The organism is Nocardia sp. BSTN01, assembly GCF_015354405.1.
Taxonomy (GTDB): Bacteria; Actinomycetota; Actinomycetes; order Mycobacteriales; family Mycobacteriaceae; genus Nocardia.
Genome location: NZ_JADKYP010000001.1, coordinates 45,294 through 59,900 on the forward strand (window position 1 = coordinate 45,294; position 14,607 = coordinate 59,900).

The 14,607-nt window shown below is 69.0% G+C and carries 12 protein-coding genes; 5 read left to right on the plus strand and 7 right to left on the minus strand.

Going from position 1 to position 14,607, the window contains the following annotated elements:
- The first annotated feature begins 85 nt into the window (after positions 1–85).
- The gene (locus tag IRT45_RS00210; protein ID WP_194803867.1) at positions 86–940 is read left to right on the plus strand and encodes an aldo/keto reductase; all 855 of its coding nucleotides are present in this window, start codon (positions 86–88) and stop codon (positions 938–940) included.
- Positions 941–981: 41 nt separating this feature from the next.
- Here the strand turns inward: IRT45_RS00210 and IRT45_RS36565 are convergent, their stop codons facing one another.
- Positions 982–2,313 carry an NAD(P)-binding domain-containing protein gene (locus tag IRT45_RS36565; RefSeq protein ID WP_375540045.1) on the minus strand — a complete coding sequence of 444 codons (1,332 nt, stop codon included), beginning with the start codon at positions 2,311–2,313 and terminating at the stop codon, positions 982–984.
- Positions 2,314–2,440: 127 nt separating this feature from the next.
- On the opposite strand from IRT45_RS36565, the gene IRT45_RS00225 reads away from it, so the two are divergent.
- The 4 genes from IRT45_RS00225 to IRT45_RS00240 all read left to right on the plus strand — a co-directional run bounded on the left by IRT45_RS00225 (position 2,441) and on the right by IRT45_RS00240 (position 7,101).
- Positions 2,441–3,166 carry an enoyl-CoA hydratase gene (locus IRT45_RS00225; RefSeq protein WP_194803868.1) on the plus strand — a complete coding sequence of 242 codons (726 nt, stop codon included), beginning with the start codon at positions 2,441–2,443 and terminating at the stop codon, positions 3,164–3,166.
- Positions 3,166–4,317 carry an MBL fold metallo-hydrolase gene (locus IRT45_RS00230; protein ID WP_194803869.1) on the plus strand — a complete coding sequence of 384 codons (1,152 nt, stop codon included), beginning with the start codon at positions 3,166–3,168 and terminating at the stop codon, positions 4,315–4,317. Before IRT45_RS00225 ends, IRT45_RS00230 begins: the two co-directional genes overlap by 1 nt.
- Before the next feature lie 32 nt (positions 4,318–4,349).
- The gene (locus IRT45_RS00235; RefSeq protein WP_194803870.1) at positions 4,350–4,634 is read left to right on the plus strand and encodes an antitoxin; all 285 of its coding nucleotides are present in this window, start codon (positions 4,350–4,352) and stop codon (positions 4,632–4,634) included.
- A 109-nt stretch (positions 4,635–4,743) separates the two neighbouring features.
- Positions 4,744–7,101: an ATP-dependent DNA ligase gene (locus IRT45_RS00240; RefSeq protein ID WP_194803871.1), complete on the plus strand. Its 2,358-nt coding sequence runs from the start codon at positions 4,744–4,746 to the stop codon at positions 7,099–7,101.
- Positions 7,102–7,295: 194 nt separating this feature from the next.
- Here the strand turns inward: IRT45_RS00240 and IRT45_RS00245 are convergent, their stop codons facing one another.
- The 6 genes from IRT45_RS00245 to IRT45_RS00270 form a co-directional block, all read right to left on the minus strand.
- The gene (locus IRT45_RS00245; RefSeq protein WP_228533209.1) at positions 7,296–7,958 is read right to left on the minus strand and encodes an ammonium transporter; all 663 of its coding nucleotides are present in this window, start codon (positions 7,956–7,958) and stop codon (positions 7,296–7,298) included.
- A gap of 224 nt (positions 7,959–8,182) precedes the next feature.
- On the minus strand, positions 8,183–8,920 hold the full coding sequence (locus tag IRT45_RS00250) for an energy-coupling factor transporter transmembrane protein EcfT (RefSeq protein WP_194803872.1): 738 nt from the start codon (positions 8,918–8,920) through the stop codon (positions 8,183–8,185).
- Positions 8,917–11,196: an ABC transporter ATP-binding protein gene (locus IRT45_RS00255; protein ID WP_194803873.1), complete on the minus strand. Its 2,280-nt coding sequence runs from the start codon at positions 11,194–11,196 to the stop codon at positions 8,917–8,919. Before IRT45_RS00255 ends, IRT45_RS00250 begins: the two co-directional genes overlap by 4 nt.
- A gap of 82 nt (positions 11,197–11,278) precedes the next feature.
- Entirely contained in the window at positions 11,279–12,754 is a 1,476-nt protein-coding gene (locus IRT45_RS00260) for an NAD(P)/FAD-dependent oxidoreductase (protein ID WP_194803874.1), read from the minus strand.
- A gap of 81 nt (positions 12,755–12,835) precedes the next feature.
- Positions 12,836–13,615: a metallophosphoesterase gene (locus tag IRT45_RS00265; protein WP_194803875.1), complete on the minus strand. Its 780-nt coding sequence runs from the start codon at positions 13,613–13,615 to the stop codon at positions 12,836–12,838.
- A 187-nt stretch (positions 13,616–13,802) separates the two neighbouring features.
- A complete protein-coding gene (locus IRT45_RS00270) occupies positions 13,803–14,579 on the minus strand; it encodes an RNA pseudouridine synthase (RefSeq protein WP_309240737.1) in 777 nt (258 codons plus the stop codon).
- Between the last annotated feature and the right edge of the window lie 28 nt (positions 14,580–14,607).

A 14,607-nucleotide genomic window follows, 5' to 3' on the forward strand; every position in this document is an offset into this window, starting at 1 on the left:
GGGTTCGGCCGGTCGACCTCGTGCGATCCGAACACGCAGGTGCGCGTCGTTGACGGCTCGGCAAACCGCTTCTACGGTCGGAACGGTGACCTTTCGCAGCGAGAGCAGCACAGTACCGTCGGTGATTCTCAACGACGGCCATCTGATTCCGAGGCTGGGCTTCGGGGTCTTCCAGGTGCCGGAGGGACAGACCTTCGACACGGTCACCGCCGCGCTGGAGGCGGGGTACCGCAGCATCGACACCGCGGCGGCCTACGGGAACGAGGCCGAGGTGGGGCGGGCGATCGCCGAATCGGGGCTGGCGCGCGACGAGGTCTTCCTCACCACGAAGCTGTGGAATGCCGACCAGGGGTACGACTCGACTCTGCGCGCGTTCGAGGCGAGCATGGAGCGGCTGGGGTTCGAGTATCTCGATCTGTATCTGATCCACTGGCCGGTCGCGAGCGCGGATCGCTATGTGGACACGTTCCGCGCGTTCCAGTCGCTGAAGACTCAGGGCCGCATCGGCTCGATCGGTGTCTCCAATTTCCAGCCGGAACACCTACGGCGACTGATCGGTGAGACCGGTGAGGTGCCGGCGGTGAACCAGGTGGAGCTGCATCCCGCGCTCGCGCAGAACACGCTGCGCGCGTTCCACGCCGAGCACGGCATCGCCACCGAGGCGTGGAGTCCGCTCGGCCAGGGCGCGGAACTTAAGGATCCGACGGTGGGCGCGGTCGCCGAACAGGTCGGCCGCACGCCCGCGCAGGTTCTGATCCGGTGGCACCTGCAGCTGGGCAATATCGTCATTCCGAAGTCGGTGAATCCGGAGCGCATTCGCGAGAACTTCGACGTGTTCACCTTCGAACTCGACGCCGAGCAGATGACCACCCTCAACGCGCTCGACACCGGCAGCCGCGTCGGCCCGGATCCCGACACGTTCGCGATGGGCCTCGACTGAGGCGGCGCACCCGTTTCCCAGCGGGTGGCGGACCGAACCACTCAGGGCAGCCCCAGGTAACGCGTGAGCTCCACCGCTGCGGCGCGTCCCGCTCGGTTGGCGCCGATGGTGCTTGCCGACGGTCCGTATCCGATCAGGTGGATACGCGGGTCGGCCGCCACCCGAGTCGCGAGCTGCCCCGTCATCGTGATGCCGCCGCCGGGCCCGCGCAGTCGCAGCGGTGCCAGGTGGTCGAGCGCGCTGCGGAAACCGGTGGCCCAGAGGAGCACATCGGCGGCCCGGAAGCTGCCGTCGGCCCACCGCACGCCCTCCGGTTCGATGCGGGCGAACATCGGATGCCAGGTCAGCGCGCCGCGCGCCCGGGCGGCGCGAATCCGGTCGTCGACCGGCAGTCCGGTCACCGACACCACCGATCGCGGCGGCAGACCCCGTCGCACGCGGTCCTCGACCATCGCGACCGCCCGGCGGCCCTCGTCGGGCCCGAACGGACCCTCGCGCCAGCGCGGCTCCGTCCGCGACACCCACGTCGTGCTCGTGACCTGGGAAATCTCATCGAGCAGCTGAACCGCCGAGATCCCCGCGCCGACCACCACGACGTGCTTACCGGCGAACTCCGCCGCGCTGCGGTAGTCGTGGGCGTGCAACTGCCGCCCGGCGAAGGTTTCCGCGCCCGGATAGTACGGAATGAACGGCTTTTCCCAGGTGCCGGTCGCATTGATCACGCCGCGCGCGCGGAGCGTCTCGCCGGTGGCACCGGGTAATCCGGTCGCTGCATCCGTCGATCGCCGCGAATCGGCGGCCGCGGACGGCTCGTCGGGTGAGCCCGGATCGGTGAAAGCATCGCGAGGCGTCGATCCGTCCGGCTCCGCTGCCGTGCCGGCCTCGCGAGCCGTCGAGGGCAGGCCATCGTCGCCGGTAACGGGCGGCGGAACGACGGAAACTCCTGCAGCCGAGCGGTTTTCACCGGCCGCGGTTTCGACGTGCAACAGCCCGTCCACCGACGTCCCCGGACATGTTGCGGTGGTTGCCCGATCGCACACCACCCGGACCGACACCGGCCGGCGAACCTGCAGGTCGAACCGCTTTTCGTACAGCTCGAAATAATGCGGCACCGCGGTGGCGGCGGGGACGGAATCCGAACCGGCCGGCAGGGTTTCGGTGAACGACATCCCCGGCAGGTCGTGCACGCGATTCACCGTGCTCAAAGTCAGTGAAGGCCAGCGGAATTGCCATGCGCCACCGGGGCCGGGCGAGTGGTCGACGATGACGAAATCGACTCCGGGGGTCAATCCGAGCCGCCGCAGGTGATAGCCGACCGACAGTCCGGCCTGGCCGGCGCCGATCACCACAATCTCGAAATCGGGTGCGGTCACCGCCGTCACAGTACGCGTCGGGTGCGTTGCGGCAACTGTCCGGCGCATACAGTGGAGTCGATACCGACCGGCGGGTGCGGTGAGGTGCGCCCCCGGAAGAGAAACCGCGCGAATGGGGAGAGGTCAGATGCTCGCAGTGAGCCGGGATGGTGACGTGGTCACCATCGAATTGCAGCGCCCGCAGCGCCGCAACGCCCTCAACGACGAGTTGGTGGCAGCGTTGCGCGAGGCCGTCACGTCCGCGGCGGCCGACGCGCGGGTGATCGTGCTGACCGGTCAGGGTCCGATTTTCAGTGCCGGCGCCGATCTGTCCGGCGTCTACTCGTCGGATTTCCTCGACGGACTGCTCGGTCTGTTGCACACCATCGAAACGGTCCCGGTGCCGGTGATCTCCGCCATCAACGGTGGCGCGCTCGGTGCCGGTGTGCAGCTGGCGCTGGCCTCTGACCTGCGGGTGATGGGCCCGGATTCCTATATCGCCATTCCGGCCGCCAAGCTGGGCATCTCCGTGGATCGCTGGACGGTGCGCCGGCTGGTCTCGCTGATCGGCGGCGGCCCGGCGCGGACCGTACTGATGGGGGCCGAGAGCGTATCCGCCTCCGACGCATACACTTTCGGCTTCGCCAACCGCCTCGGCACCCTGGCCGACGCGCAGGAATGGGCGAAGTCGATCGCGCAACTCGCCCCGCTCTCCCTGCGTCACCTCAAGCTGGTGTTCAACGACGACGGCACCCGCGGCGAGGACACTCCCGAGCAGCGCGCCGCCCTCGAGGCCGCCTGGCGCAGCGCCGACGCCGAGGAGGCGCGGCTGGCGCGGGAACAGAAGCGCGCGGCGAAGTTCGTGGGCCGCTGATGGCCGGCACCGAGATCGTCGCGGCCGCCCGCCGAGCGGCGCTGGCCGCGGCCGGGCTGGTCGGTTTGCGCTGGGTGGCCCGGGCGGCGTGGCGGATTCCCGTGGAGATGGGGGCGTCCGCCGCCGCCATCGCACCGCTGGCGACGCGGTCGGCGAGCTACCGCGACCGGCAGTTCCACAACACCGAACCCAGCAGCCAGATCACGCCCGGCTCGGGCGCGTCGCTGCTGCTGTCGGCACTGACCCGTCGCGATGTGGGGCGGCCACCGGCGGAAATCCCGCTGGCGAGCGCCGAACATCCCGAGCAGGCGGCCGAGCTGGCGGTGACCTGGTTCGGCCACGCCACCGCGCTGATCGAGGTCGACGGCTACCGCATCCTCACCGATCCGGTGTGGAGCGAGCGGGTCTCGCCGTCGCCACTGGTCGGCCCGGCCCGGCTGCATCCGGTGCCCGCGCCGCTGTCGTCGCTGCCCGCGCTGGACGCGGTGGTGATCTCGCACGATCACTACGACCATCTGGACCGTGAGACCGTGCGCGCGCTGGTGGCCGGTCAGGACGCACCGTTCGTGGTGCCGATCGGCATCGGCGCCCATCTGCGCAAATGGCAGGTGCCGGAGGAGCGCATCATCGAATTGGATTGGAACACCTCCACATCCATCGCCCGCCCGGGGCGCGGTGAGCTCACCGTCACCTGCACCGAGGCGCGGCACTTCTCCGGGCGCGGCTTCACCCGCAACACCACGCTGTGGGCGTCGTGGGTCTTCGCGGGTCCGCGTCGACGAGCATATTTCGGCGGCGACACCGGATACACGAAGGCGTTCGCCGAAATCGGCGCCACCTACGGGCCGTTCGACCTGACCCTGCTGCCCATCGGCGCCTACGACGTGCACTGGCCGGATGTGCACATGAATCCCGAGGAGGCGGTGCGCGCCCACGCCGACGTGTGCGTCGGCGACGCCGAATACGGCATGTTGGTGCCGATTCACTGGGCCACGTTCAACCTGGCCTTCCACGGCTGGTCGGAACCGGTCCGCAGACTTGTTGCGGCGGCGCGTGCAGCGGGTACCCGGGTGGTGGTGCCGCTTCCCGGCGGGCGGATCGATACCGATGCGGTATCGCCGCAGGTCTCCTGGTGGGAGGATGTGCGCTAGCAACGCAGTCGACGAGTGAAGGAGTGGGCTTCATGAGTTTGATGGATACGCTCAAGGGTCTGGTGGGTAAGGGCCGCGACGCGGCCTCGCAGAACGCGGACAAGGTGTACGGAGCGGTCGACAAGGCCGGTGGCTTCGTCAACGAGAAGACCGGGGGCAAGTACTCCGATCACATCGACAAGGGCACCGAGGCCATCAAGAAGAACATCACCCAGCAGGGCGGCAAGACCCCGCCGCCGGCGCCCGAGCCGCCCGCCGCGCCCCCGCAGACTCCGCCCGCCACGCCGCCGCAGGCGCCGCAACCGCCGGAGGGCTGAGGGCGAGGCGGGATGCCCGGTTCGCCCGGGCTCACTCGCCGATCGACGACGGGTACCGGCCGGAGGTTCACTCCTCCGGCGGTGCCCGTTTTCGCTTTACACTGCGACTATGGCGGCGCGCCGCGAGTTCGGGGGCATCGAGGTCGGTCTGACCAACCTCGACAAGGTGCTGTACCCGGCGACGGGCACCACCAAGGGGGAGGTGATCGACTACTACACCGCCATCGCACCGGCTCTGCTGCCGCATATCGCCGATCGTCCGGTGACGCGTAAGCGCTGGCCCAACGGGGTGGGCGAATCCTCGTTCTTCGAGAAGAATCTGGCCGCGCACGCACCGAAATGGATCGAGCGGCGGCCGATGGAACATTCCGATCGCCGGGTGAACTATCCGGTCATCGATTCGGTGGCCGGTCTGGCCTGGCTCGGACAACAGGCGTCGTTGGAAATCCATGTCCCGCAATGGCGTTTCGTCGACGGCTCGCGCGGCCCGGCCACCCGCATCGTCTTCGACCTCGATCCCGGGCCCGGAGTGGAACTGGCCGATTGCGCATCGGTGGCGTTGTGGATTCGCGATACCGTGCGCGACGCCGGTCTCGACGCCTATCCGGTGACCAGCGGCAGCAAGGGTATTCACATCTATGTGCCGCTGGATCGCGTATTGAGTCCCGGCGGCGCCTCGACGGTCGCCAAACAGCTGGCGACCGGGCTGGAGAAGCTGCATCCGACGCTCGTCACGGCGACGATGGCGAAGGCCGTGCGGCCGGGCAAGATCTTTCTGGACTGGAGCCAGAACAATCCGGCGAAGACCACCATCGCGCCCTATTCGATGCGCGGGCGCGAGCAGCCGACGGTGGCGGCGCCGCGCAGCTGGGACGAAATCGCCGATCGACACCATCTGCGGCAGTTGCGTTTCGACGAGGTGCTCGAACGTTGGCGCTCCGACGGGGATCTGCTGGCGGGCCTGGATCCGCCTGTGGGCAGTGCCGGTGCGTCGGACCCGCTGCAGACCTACCGATCCATGCGTGACCCCGCTCGCACCCCGGAACCGGTTCCGCCCGGCCCGCCCGACCCCGGGGCGGGTGATCGCTTCGTGGTGCAGGAACATCACGCCCGGCGACTGCACTGGGACGTGCGGCTCGAACGCGACGGGGTGCTGGTGTCGTGGGCGGTGCCGAAGGGGCCGCCGACCTCGCCGTCGCAGAACCGGCTGGCCGTGCACACCGAGGACCACCCCCTGGAATATCTGCATTTCCACGGCACCATCCCGCGTGGCGAATACGGGGCCGGGCAGATGACGATCTGGGATACCGGCACCTACGACACCGAGAAGTGGCGCGCGGACGAGGTGATCGTCCAGTTTCACGGTGAGCGCCTCAACGGCCGCTACGCCTTCATCCGCACCGATGGCAAGCAGTGGTTGATGCACCTGATGAAATCACAGGCCGCCGAGCCGGAAGAGGATGCGGGACAGGGCGGTTCGAGCGACGGGCAACACGGTGCCCTGCCGGACGGCGCCGCCGAACGTCGGCGTGGCGGTTCCGAAACCGGTGCCGCGAACCGTGAATCCGCCGCGCGGGCGGGGGCCGAGTTTCCGCGCGGGCTGTCACCGATGCTGGCGACCTCCGGAGATGTGGCGAAACTCGGCGCCGGGGACTGGGTCTTCGAGACCAAATGGGACGGTTTCCGGGTCATCGTCGAAATCGATGACGACAGCGTGGTGATCCGCAGCCGTGCGGGCAATACCGTCACCGGCCGCTATCCGCGGATCGCCGAGCTGGGGCGGCAACTGCGGGGGCATCGGCTCGTGCTCGACGGCGAAGCGGTCGTGTCCGATGCCGAGGGCGCGTCGAATCTTGCTCTGCTGCAGGCGGATCCGGCGCTGGCGGACTTGGTCGCGTTCGACGTGCTGTATCTGGACGGCACCTCGCTGCTGCGCAAGCGCTGCGCGGATCGGCGGCAGGTGCTGGAGGCGCTGGCCGAGGGCGTGCCCTCGCTGCTGGTTCCGCCGCGTCTGGACGGTTCGGGCGCGGACGCCCTGGAGTACAGCCGCGAGCATCGTCTCGAGGGGGTCGTCGCCAAACGCAAGGATTCGGTCTACCTGCCCGGCAAGCGCGGCCAGTCGTGGATCAAGACCCGCAACTGGCGCACCCAGGAGGTGATCATCGGCGGCTGGCGGCGCAGCGCCGCAAGAGAATTCGCCTCCCTGCTGGTGGGCGTGCGCCACGAAGGGGAGCTGTACTACATCGGTCGCGTGGGCACCGGCTTCAGCGATCGCGAGATGTCGGACCTGACCGCGCGGCTGCGTCCGCTGCGCCGCAAGACCAGTCCCTTCGCCAACGAACTGACCGCCGACGAACGCAAGGATGCCGTCTGGGCGACGCCGAAGATGACCGGCACGGTGCGGTATATGAACTGGACCGAATCCGGGCGGCTGTGGCATCCGGCGTGGGTGCCGGAGCACGAGTAACGAAACCAACCGAGCCGGTGGAACGTTCGCGAGAAGCCGCTGTGGCGGATCGGGCGCGACGGCCGACGTGGGTTTTCGGAGCTGCCATGGGCGTGCGGACGGAGCCGCGGGCAAAGGCGATGCAGCAGAACGGTAAGCCGACGACCGCGACCGGCGGGTCGCGGTCGTCGCGCGATGGGCAGACGAGAGTGACCTCAGTTCGTGGCGGTGCCACTCCACTTGGTCGTGCCGGCCGGGGCAGCCAGGGTGCTGATGAGATCGACACCGGCGATGATCAAGGCGGGACCGCCGACCACGATGGTGCCGATGATTCCACCCACGGCAGCCCCCGCGATCACGCTGGCGATTACTCCCGGACCGGCGACGATGCCGGTCAGCCCGACCAGCGCGCCGATAGCCGTTCCGATGAAGCTGCCGATGGCGGTCGCGATTCCGAATTGTGTTGCGAACGCGTTCATCGCGCTCTGATTCTCCAGCAGCGACGCCACCGGCATCACCGGTGCGGGCCGGGCCGCCGCGGCGTCCTTCACCACGGTCAGATCCAGAACCCGGGCGTCGTTGCGCACCTGGTGGGCCATGGGGTACTCCAAGCCGTCCTGCCGGAACGACAGCGGCAGCGTGACGAGTGTCGCGCCGCCGGCGTCGGTGACGTCGACGGTGCCGCGGTCCGCGTCGACGCGGAAAAAGCCGCCGTCGAGGGTGGTTTCGACGGTGTTGCCCGTCAGGTGGGTTTCGTAGCGCACCGTGGGTGCGCCGGTATCGGCATGGACGGTACCTGCCCCGAGGGCAACGGCCACCACTGCCGGAAGGGCAACAGCGGCGAACTTGCGCAGAAACATTCCGGTTCCAATCTCCATCAGGAAGACATTCGGCAGCCGAAAACGACGCGCGCTGAGAACCCCATACCCCCGACGTATCTCAACCCCTGCGCGTGGAGCCGTGGTCCGGCTAACTCACGGAAATAACCGTACCTTCACTCGGTCGCAAAGTGGAGCGAATTCGATCCGCTGACTTGGTTTTTCGCAAAGCGAACATGTTTGCCCGCTTCTGTTGTAGATTGCTGGCTATTTGCTTCGGCGAGTTACAGCAACACGCCGAATGCCGCCGCGCCGCCGCATACGACCACCGAGACGATCAGGGCGAGGTAATCGGTGCGGTGGGGTCCGGCCGGATGGGCGGTCAATTCGCCCGTCCCGCCGCGTGCCGTGATGGCCTCACCCAATTCGCCGGCCCGGCGGGTGGCGACGGCCATGGCCGCGGTGAGAATGTCCACGAGCGGATTCGCGGCTCCGCGCGCCATGGAACCGTCCTTGGGACGCAGCCGGCGGGCGGCGCGCAACACCCGGATCTCGTCCATCAGCAGCGGTAGCCCGCGCAGGGTCAATGCCACGACGACCGCCCACTCGTCCACCGGAATCCGCAGAACGCGCAGCGGCGCACCGAGTTTGGCGAGGGCGGGGGCGATTTCGCTCATCGGGGTGGTCCACGCGATCAGGAACGAGGTGGTCAGCAGGATCAGCCCGAACAGGGTGACCTGGACATACCGCAGGACGGCGCTTGCGCCGGTGGGGATGGTGATCAATCCGCCGAGCGCGATCAGCGCCCAGAACCACCACGGCAGCCGCGGCAGTGTGCCCAGCGGCAGCCGGGCGGCCAGTCCGATCACGATCAGGAAGGCGACCACCACACCGAGGACCGGCCACGTGGGCTGCAACATCAGCAGCACGCTGATGAAGAAGGCGACGATCATCTTGGTTCCGGCCCAGAGTCGATGGATGGGGCTGTCGACCGGAACTTCGCGCAGCAGGACCATACTCATCGCGCACCTCCGAGGGCGTCGCCGTGCCGGCCCCGGCTGTGCCGCTTCCGGCCCCGCGCCCGGTCGGGTTCGGGGCGAGCGCCGTCCGTCCCCGCCTGAACGGGTTCGGACCGCGTGCCCGCGATCCCGGCGTCCCCGCGCCCGTCGCCGTCGGCGGGCGGACCTACCAGCGGTTCGGCCGGCCCCGCAGACGCCGCCGGGGCGCCGGCGGTATTCGCCGGACTGTCGGCGGCGGCCGCGACGGCGGGCAAAGTTTCCAGAATCAGGCCGGATTGCAGGTGGACTGTGCGGTCGCAGACACTCTCCATATCGGCCACGTCGTGTGAGATGACGATCAGCGTCAGTCCCGAATCCCGCAGCCGGGCGAGCAGTTCCACCACTTCCGCGCGGCCCTGCGGATCGAGTCCGGCCAGGGGTTCGTCGAGCACCACGACCTGCGGGCGGCTGGCGACGATCGCGGCGAGGACCACGCGCTTGGCCTGACCACCCGACAGTTCCTCGATCGAGCGTGAGGCCATCGCCCGGTCGAGCCCGACCGCGTCGAGGGCCCGGCCCACCGCGCCGGAGCCGGTGCCGTGCCCGCCCCAGTCCTCGATCTCGGCGCCGACGGTCTGGCGCTGCAGTTGCAGCCGGGAATGCTGGAAGGCCAGCTCGACCGCGCCGATGCGCTTGTGGACCGGCCGGGATCCGGTGTAGTCGCACAGCCGGCAACTGCCGGTGGTCGGCACGACGAGTCCGGCCATGATCCAGGCCAGGGTGGATTTTCCCGACCCGTTGCCGCCGACCACGAGCAGCGTCTCGCCGCGGTGGACGGTCAGATTCACCCCGCGCAACGCGGTCGCCGCCCACGGGGTGCCGCGATTGTAGGTGTGGCGCACATCCCGCAGTTCCAGCAGCGGTTCGCCGATCGGGCAGCGCCGCAGATTGCGTACCGGGCGCGGCCAGGTCGGCAGATGCTCGACCTGGCGGCCACCGGAGAGATGGATGACCCGGTCGGCGGCCGCCGCGTCGGCCTCGTGGTGGGTGACCAGGACGACGGCCATCCGGTGCCGGGCGGGCAATCCGGCCAGCAACGCGACCAGTTCGCGCCGACCGTCCGGATCGATCATCGAGGTGGCCTCGTCGGCCACGAGCAGTGCGGGATCACGTGCCAGGGCGGCCGCCACCGCCAGTCGCTGTTGCTGGCCGCCGGACAGGGTCGCGGTCTCCGCGCCGCCGAGCCCGCTCAGCCCGACCTCGCACAGCAGCGCCTCCACGTCGACGGCCCGCGCGGCCTCGGCGGGCAGGCCCCACACCACGTCGTCGGCGACCAGGACTCCGAGTGTCTGGCTCTCTGGCCGCTGCAGCACCAGCGCGGTGCCGCCGATCACGCCGAGCCCCGCCGAACCGGGACGTTCGACCGTGCCGCCGGTGGGCGGAAGTCCGGCCAGCAGGCGGGTCAGCGTGGATTTACCGGATCCGTTGTGGCCGACGACCGCGACGAATTCGCCGATCTCGACGCTGAGGTCGATATCGGTCAGCGCATCGGCACGCGCCCCGGGATAACGGAAGGACACGCCGCGCAACCGCACCGGCACCGGCGCGACCGCCCGCGTATCGGCCGGCGCCTCCAGCCGATCCCGCCCCGGCAGCCACTCCAGCCGATCCAGGACCGATCCGAGGACGAACCAGGAGAACACCGCGGTGAAGACCACGCCGAGGAACACGCCGCCGCCGATGTAGAGCCACCACCAGGCCAGCACGCTGTCGGTCACCGAGACGACACCGTTGCCCAGCGATTCCAGCTGTTGCTGCCGGGAGAGCATGTGATCGATGCCCTGGGCGATATTGCGCACGTTGTCGAAGACGAGCCGGCGCGAGGCGGCGAACAGGAAGAGCATGCCGACCGAGAACGCCGCCCAGATCAATCCGGCCAGCGACGACAGGCACAGCACGGTGATCAGTCCGCGCCGCCGCCGTTTGACGGTGCCGATGATGCCGCCGATCGTCGCCGCGCTGACCACGGTGGCCGCCGGCACCAGACCGGCGGCGACGAAACTCACCAGGGTCGCGGCGACGGTCGCACCCAGGATGGCGCGCAGCCGGTAGCGCTGCGCCAGCAGACCCATCGGCACCGCGGCGACCAGATTGAGGGCCGCCGCGTAGGGCACCACCGAGCCGATGGTCACCAGCCCGACGGTCACCCCACCGAGGACCGCCGCGGTGGCGAGTTCGACGGGGCGCAGCGGGCCGTGAGCGATTCGCGGCTCGGCGCCGGCGGATAGGGGCGCGGTCACGGCTCAAGTCTGCCAGCACCGGCGGACCGCGGGACGGCACTCGCCGGGGCGAAGGGCTCGCGCGGACCGCCTGCGCTGGTCATCACGTGCGGACCGGTTCCGGTGCGCGCAGCATGTAGTCGTCCGGATTCAGCGACCGGGTGCGCAGGCGGTACGAGGTGACGGTGCCGGGCCAGTTGTTGGTGATCCGCCCGGCGGCATTGCGATACCAGCTCGAGCAAGCGGTCCACGGCGTGCGCAGCAATCGGTGCTGGGTGTGCGTATCGAAGGCGGCCGCGGTCTCGGGCTTCACCTCGAGACAGGATCCCGGATGTTCGCTCAGATAGCCGACGGCCTGCCGGATGTAGCGGGCCTGACATTCGATCATGTAGATGATCGAGCCGGTGCCCAGATTGGTGTTGGGTCCGTACATGAGGAACAGATTGGGGAATCCCGGCACCGTCATCCCGAGATAGGCCCGGGCGCCCTCGGCCCACACCTTCTCGAGTTCCGCGCCGTCGCGCCCGAATATCCGGATCGGCCAGAGGAATTCGCTGCCCTTGAAGCCGGTGCCGTAGACGATCACATCGGCCGGGTGCACGGTCCCGTCCGCGGTGCGGACGCCCTCGGGCACCACCTCGGCGATGGGCTCGGTCACGACGTCCACATTCGGCCGCACCAGCGCCGGGTAGTACTCGTTGGAGAACAGCACTCGTTTGCACAACACCGGATAGTCGGGGGTCAGCTTCGCGCGCAAGTGCGGATCGGGGACGTCGTGGCGAAGGGCGCGGGTACCCAGCCAGGTGGCGATGCGCCGGATCGGCGGTACCGAGGTCAAGCCCAGGGAGAAGAACTCCAGGAAGCACCACACCCACAGGCGCTGGGCCAGCCGCAGGCCGGGGACGTGTGCGAACAGGGCGTGATGGATGGGCCGGTACTCGCGATCGGTGCGCCGCACCACCCAGGCGGCGGTCCGCTGGAACAGCGTCAGCCGCGCTACGTCGGGGGCGATGGTGGGCACGAATTGGATTGCGCTGGCGCCGGTTCCGATCACCGCGACGCGCTTGCCGGCGAGATCGACGTCATGTTCCCACAGCGCGGAATGGAACGACGGCCCGGCGAACGTCTCGATACCCGCGATGTCGGGCATCCGCGGGCGCGACAGCTGCCCGACCGCGCTGATCAGCACGTCGGCGGATCGGACGTCGCCGTCGGCGGTGCGGACCGTCCACTGCCCGCCGTGTTCGTCGAAGCTCGCCTCGGTGACCTCGGCGCCGAACCGGATCCGCTCGAGCAGCCGGTGTTTCGTCGCCACCGTATGCAGATAGCCCAGGATCTCGGCCTGACCGGAGTAGCGATGCGGCCAATCCGCTTTCGGTTCGTAGGAGAAGGAGTAGAGCGGGGAGGGGACGTCGCAGGCCGCGCCCGGGTAGGTGTTCTCCCGCCACACCCCGCCTAGGTCGCTCGCCCGCTCCAGAATCGTGATGTCGTCGAAACCGTTGCGCTGCAGCTCGATTGCCACACCGAGTCCCCCGAACCCGGCTCCGACGATGACGACCGACGGCTTGGTAGCGGGCATGCGCGCGCTCCTCGAATCGAGAACAGTATCTCCACTGTAGGCGCGTGCCGCCGGCTCCGAACCCCGTTCCGCGAACCCTGCTCAGCGCGGTTGTACGCGGATCCGCCCGCCCATCGGCACGGTACGAACGATCGAGGTCAGCCGCCGATCCGCGACGGCGTGCAGCACCACGGACGGGTCGGGCGCGTAGTCGATCGGAACGTCGCCGGGCTCCTCGACCTCCCATGCCCCGCCGATGGCCGAGGCCACACTGGGCGCCACCACCAGCTGCCGCCCGCCGAACAGCGTCGTGCCCATGGCGTGCATATGGCCGGTGAGCACGCCGAGAATTCGCGCGTCACCGGCGATGGTGCGTTCCAGCCGCTCCGGATCGGCGAGCCGGATCGGGTCGACCACCGTGGAGTACATCGGCACCGGCGGGTGATGCATCGCCACCAGCACGGAGGCGTCCGCGGGCGTGGCGGCCAGCAACCGGTCCAGCCACGCGTAGGTAGGTTCGCCCAGCTCACCGCCGCCCGAGCCGGGAATCGTGGAATCGAGCAGTGCCACGGTGAGCTCGCCGATCTCGACGGCCTGGTTGATCGGCCCGTCCTCGGCGGGGCCGTCGAGCAGCGTCCGGCGCAGATTCGCGCGGTCGTCGTGATTGCCGGGCAGGACGTACAGCGGGATGTCGGTGGTCAGCGATTTGCGGGCCTGCTCGTACTGGGCGAGGGTGCCGGATTCGGTGAGGTCGCCGGTGACGAGGATGGCGTCGGGCCGGCGCGGTAATCGGTCGAGGTAACCGAGGACGGCGGCGACTCGTTCGGCGTTGCGCGGATCCAGATCGAAGTGAGTATCGCTGAGCTGTGCCAACAGAATCATGGCGTCCGCTTTCTCGTGGGATCGCACCGTTGCGCCCGTCGCCGGGAACGACCTGTGCGAGCCCGTGTGGAATCGGCCCCCGGGTGTGATCGCTTCGGCCGCATGCGTGCCGATACGGCACTTGTCCAGAGTAGAAGGTCCTCAGCGTGCCGTCTGCGTGACGGACGCCACCTTTTATAGCGAACCGCTATTCCGCGGCGATCCGTTCGAGCAGGCCGGCCGGATTCTCGAGGATCGGTTGCGACCCCGTCGAGAAGAAATCCGCACCCGGCGTGGCGGTCAGCGCGAGTTCGGAGTCCGGGCGCCAGGGCGCCTCCACCCGCAACGACAGCGAATGCAGATGGGTGCGCGCGTACTCACCCGATTTGTCGAACAGCGGATCACCGGCGATCGGATAGCCGATCCAGGCCAGATGGACCCGGATCTGATGCCGCCGGCCGGTGATCGGCCGGGCCAGCAGGATCGTGTGCCGGTCGGTCCGCGCCACGGTGGTGAACTCGGTCCGGGACGGATAGTTCTTACCGGCCAGCAGATCGCCCTCGTCGACCGTCCACAGCTGCCCCTCGCGCCGGATGGTGTCCCGGGGGGCCGCGATCCGGACCCGGTTCTTGCGACCGACACTCAACGGCAGGTCGATGACGCCGGTATCGGGCAGATCGGTGGCGGCCGTGACGACCAGATACCGTTTGTCGGCCGTGCGCTTGGTGAATTGCCTGGTCAGGCCGCCGTGGGCGGTCAGGTCCTTGGCGAACAGCACGAGACCGGAGGTGACCTTGTCGATGCGGTGCACCGGGTAGAGGGTGATTCCCTCCGCCGCGGCCAACTCGACCAGGTCGGTGTCGTGGCGTTCCCCGGTCACGGCGATACCGGCCGGCTTGTTCAGCGCGATGACCGCCTCGTCCTCGTCGACGAGGCACTGCTGCGCCAGTTGCTGCCAGCCCATCTCCACCGGGTGCTTCTCCACCGGGCCAGATTAGTGGGCGGCTCGATGG

Bases quoted from the DNA above. Each gene is read 5' to 3' on its own strand.
- IRT45_RS00225 (WP_194803868.1), top strand. From the start codon at position 2,441: ATGCTCGCAGTGAGCCGGGATGGTGACGTGGTCACCATCGAATTGCAG.
- IRT45_RS00230 (WP_194803869.1), top strand. From the start codon at position 3,166: ATGGCCGGCACCGAGATCGTCGCGGCCGCCCGCCGAGCGGCGCTGGCC.
- IRT45_RS00235 (WP_194803870.1), top strand. From the start codon at position 4,350: ATGAGTTTGATGGATACGCTCAAGGGTCTGGTGGGTAAGGGCCGCGAC.
- IRT45_RS00240 (WP_194803871.1), top strand. From the start codon at position 4,744: ATGGCGGCGCGCCGCGAGTTCGGGGGCATCGAGGTCGGTCTGACCAAC.
- IRT45_RS00245 (WP_228533209.1), bottom strand. From the start codon at position 7,958: ATGGAGATTGGAACCGGAATGTTTCTGCGCAAGTTCGCCGCTGTTGCC.
- IRT45_RS00250 (WP_194803872.1), bottom strand. From the start codon at position 8,920: ATGAGTATGGTCCTGCTGCGCGAAGTTCCGGTCGACAGCCCCATCCAT.
- IRT45_RS00260 (WP_194803874.1), bottom strand. From the start codon at position 12,754: ATGCCCGCTACCAAGCCGTCGGTCGTCATCGTCGGAGCCGGGTTCGGG.
- IRT45_RS00265 (WP_194803875.1), bottom strand. From the start codon at position 13,615: ATGATTCTGTTGGCACAGCTCAGCGATACTCACTTCGATCTGGATCCG.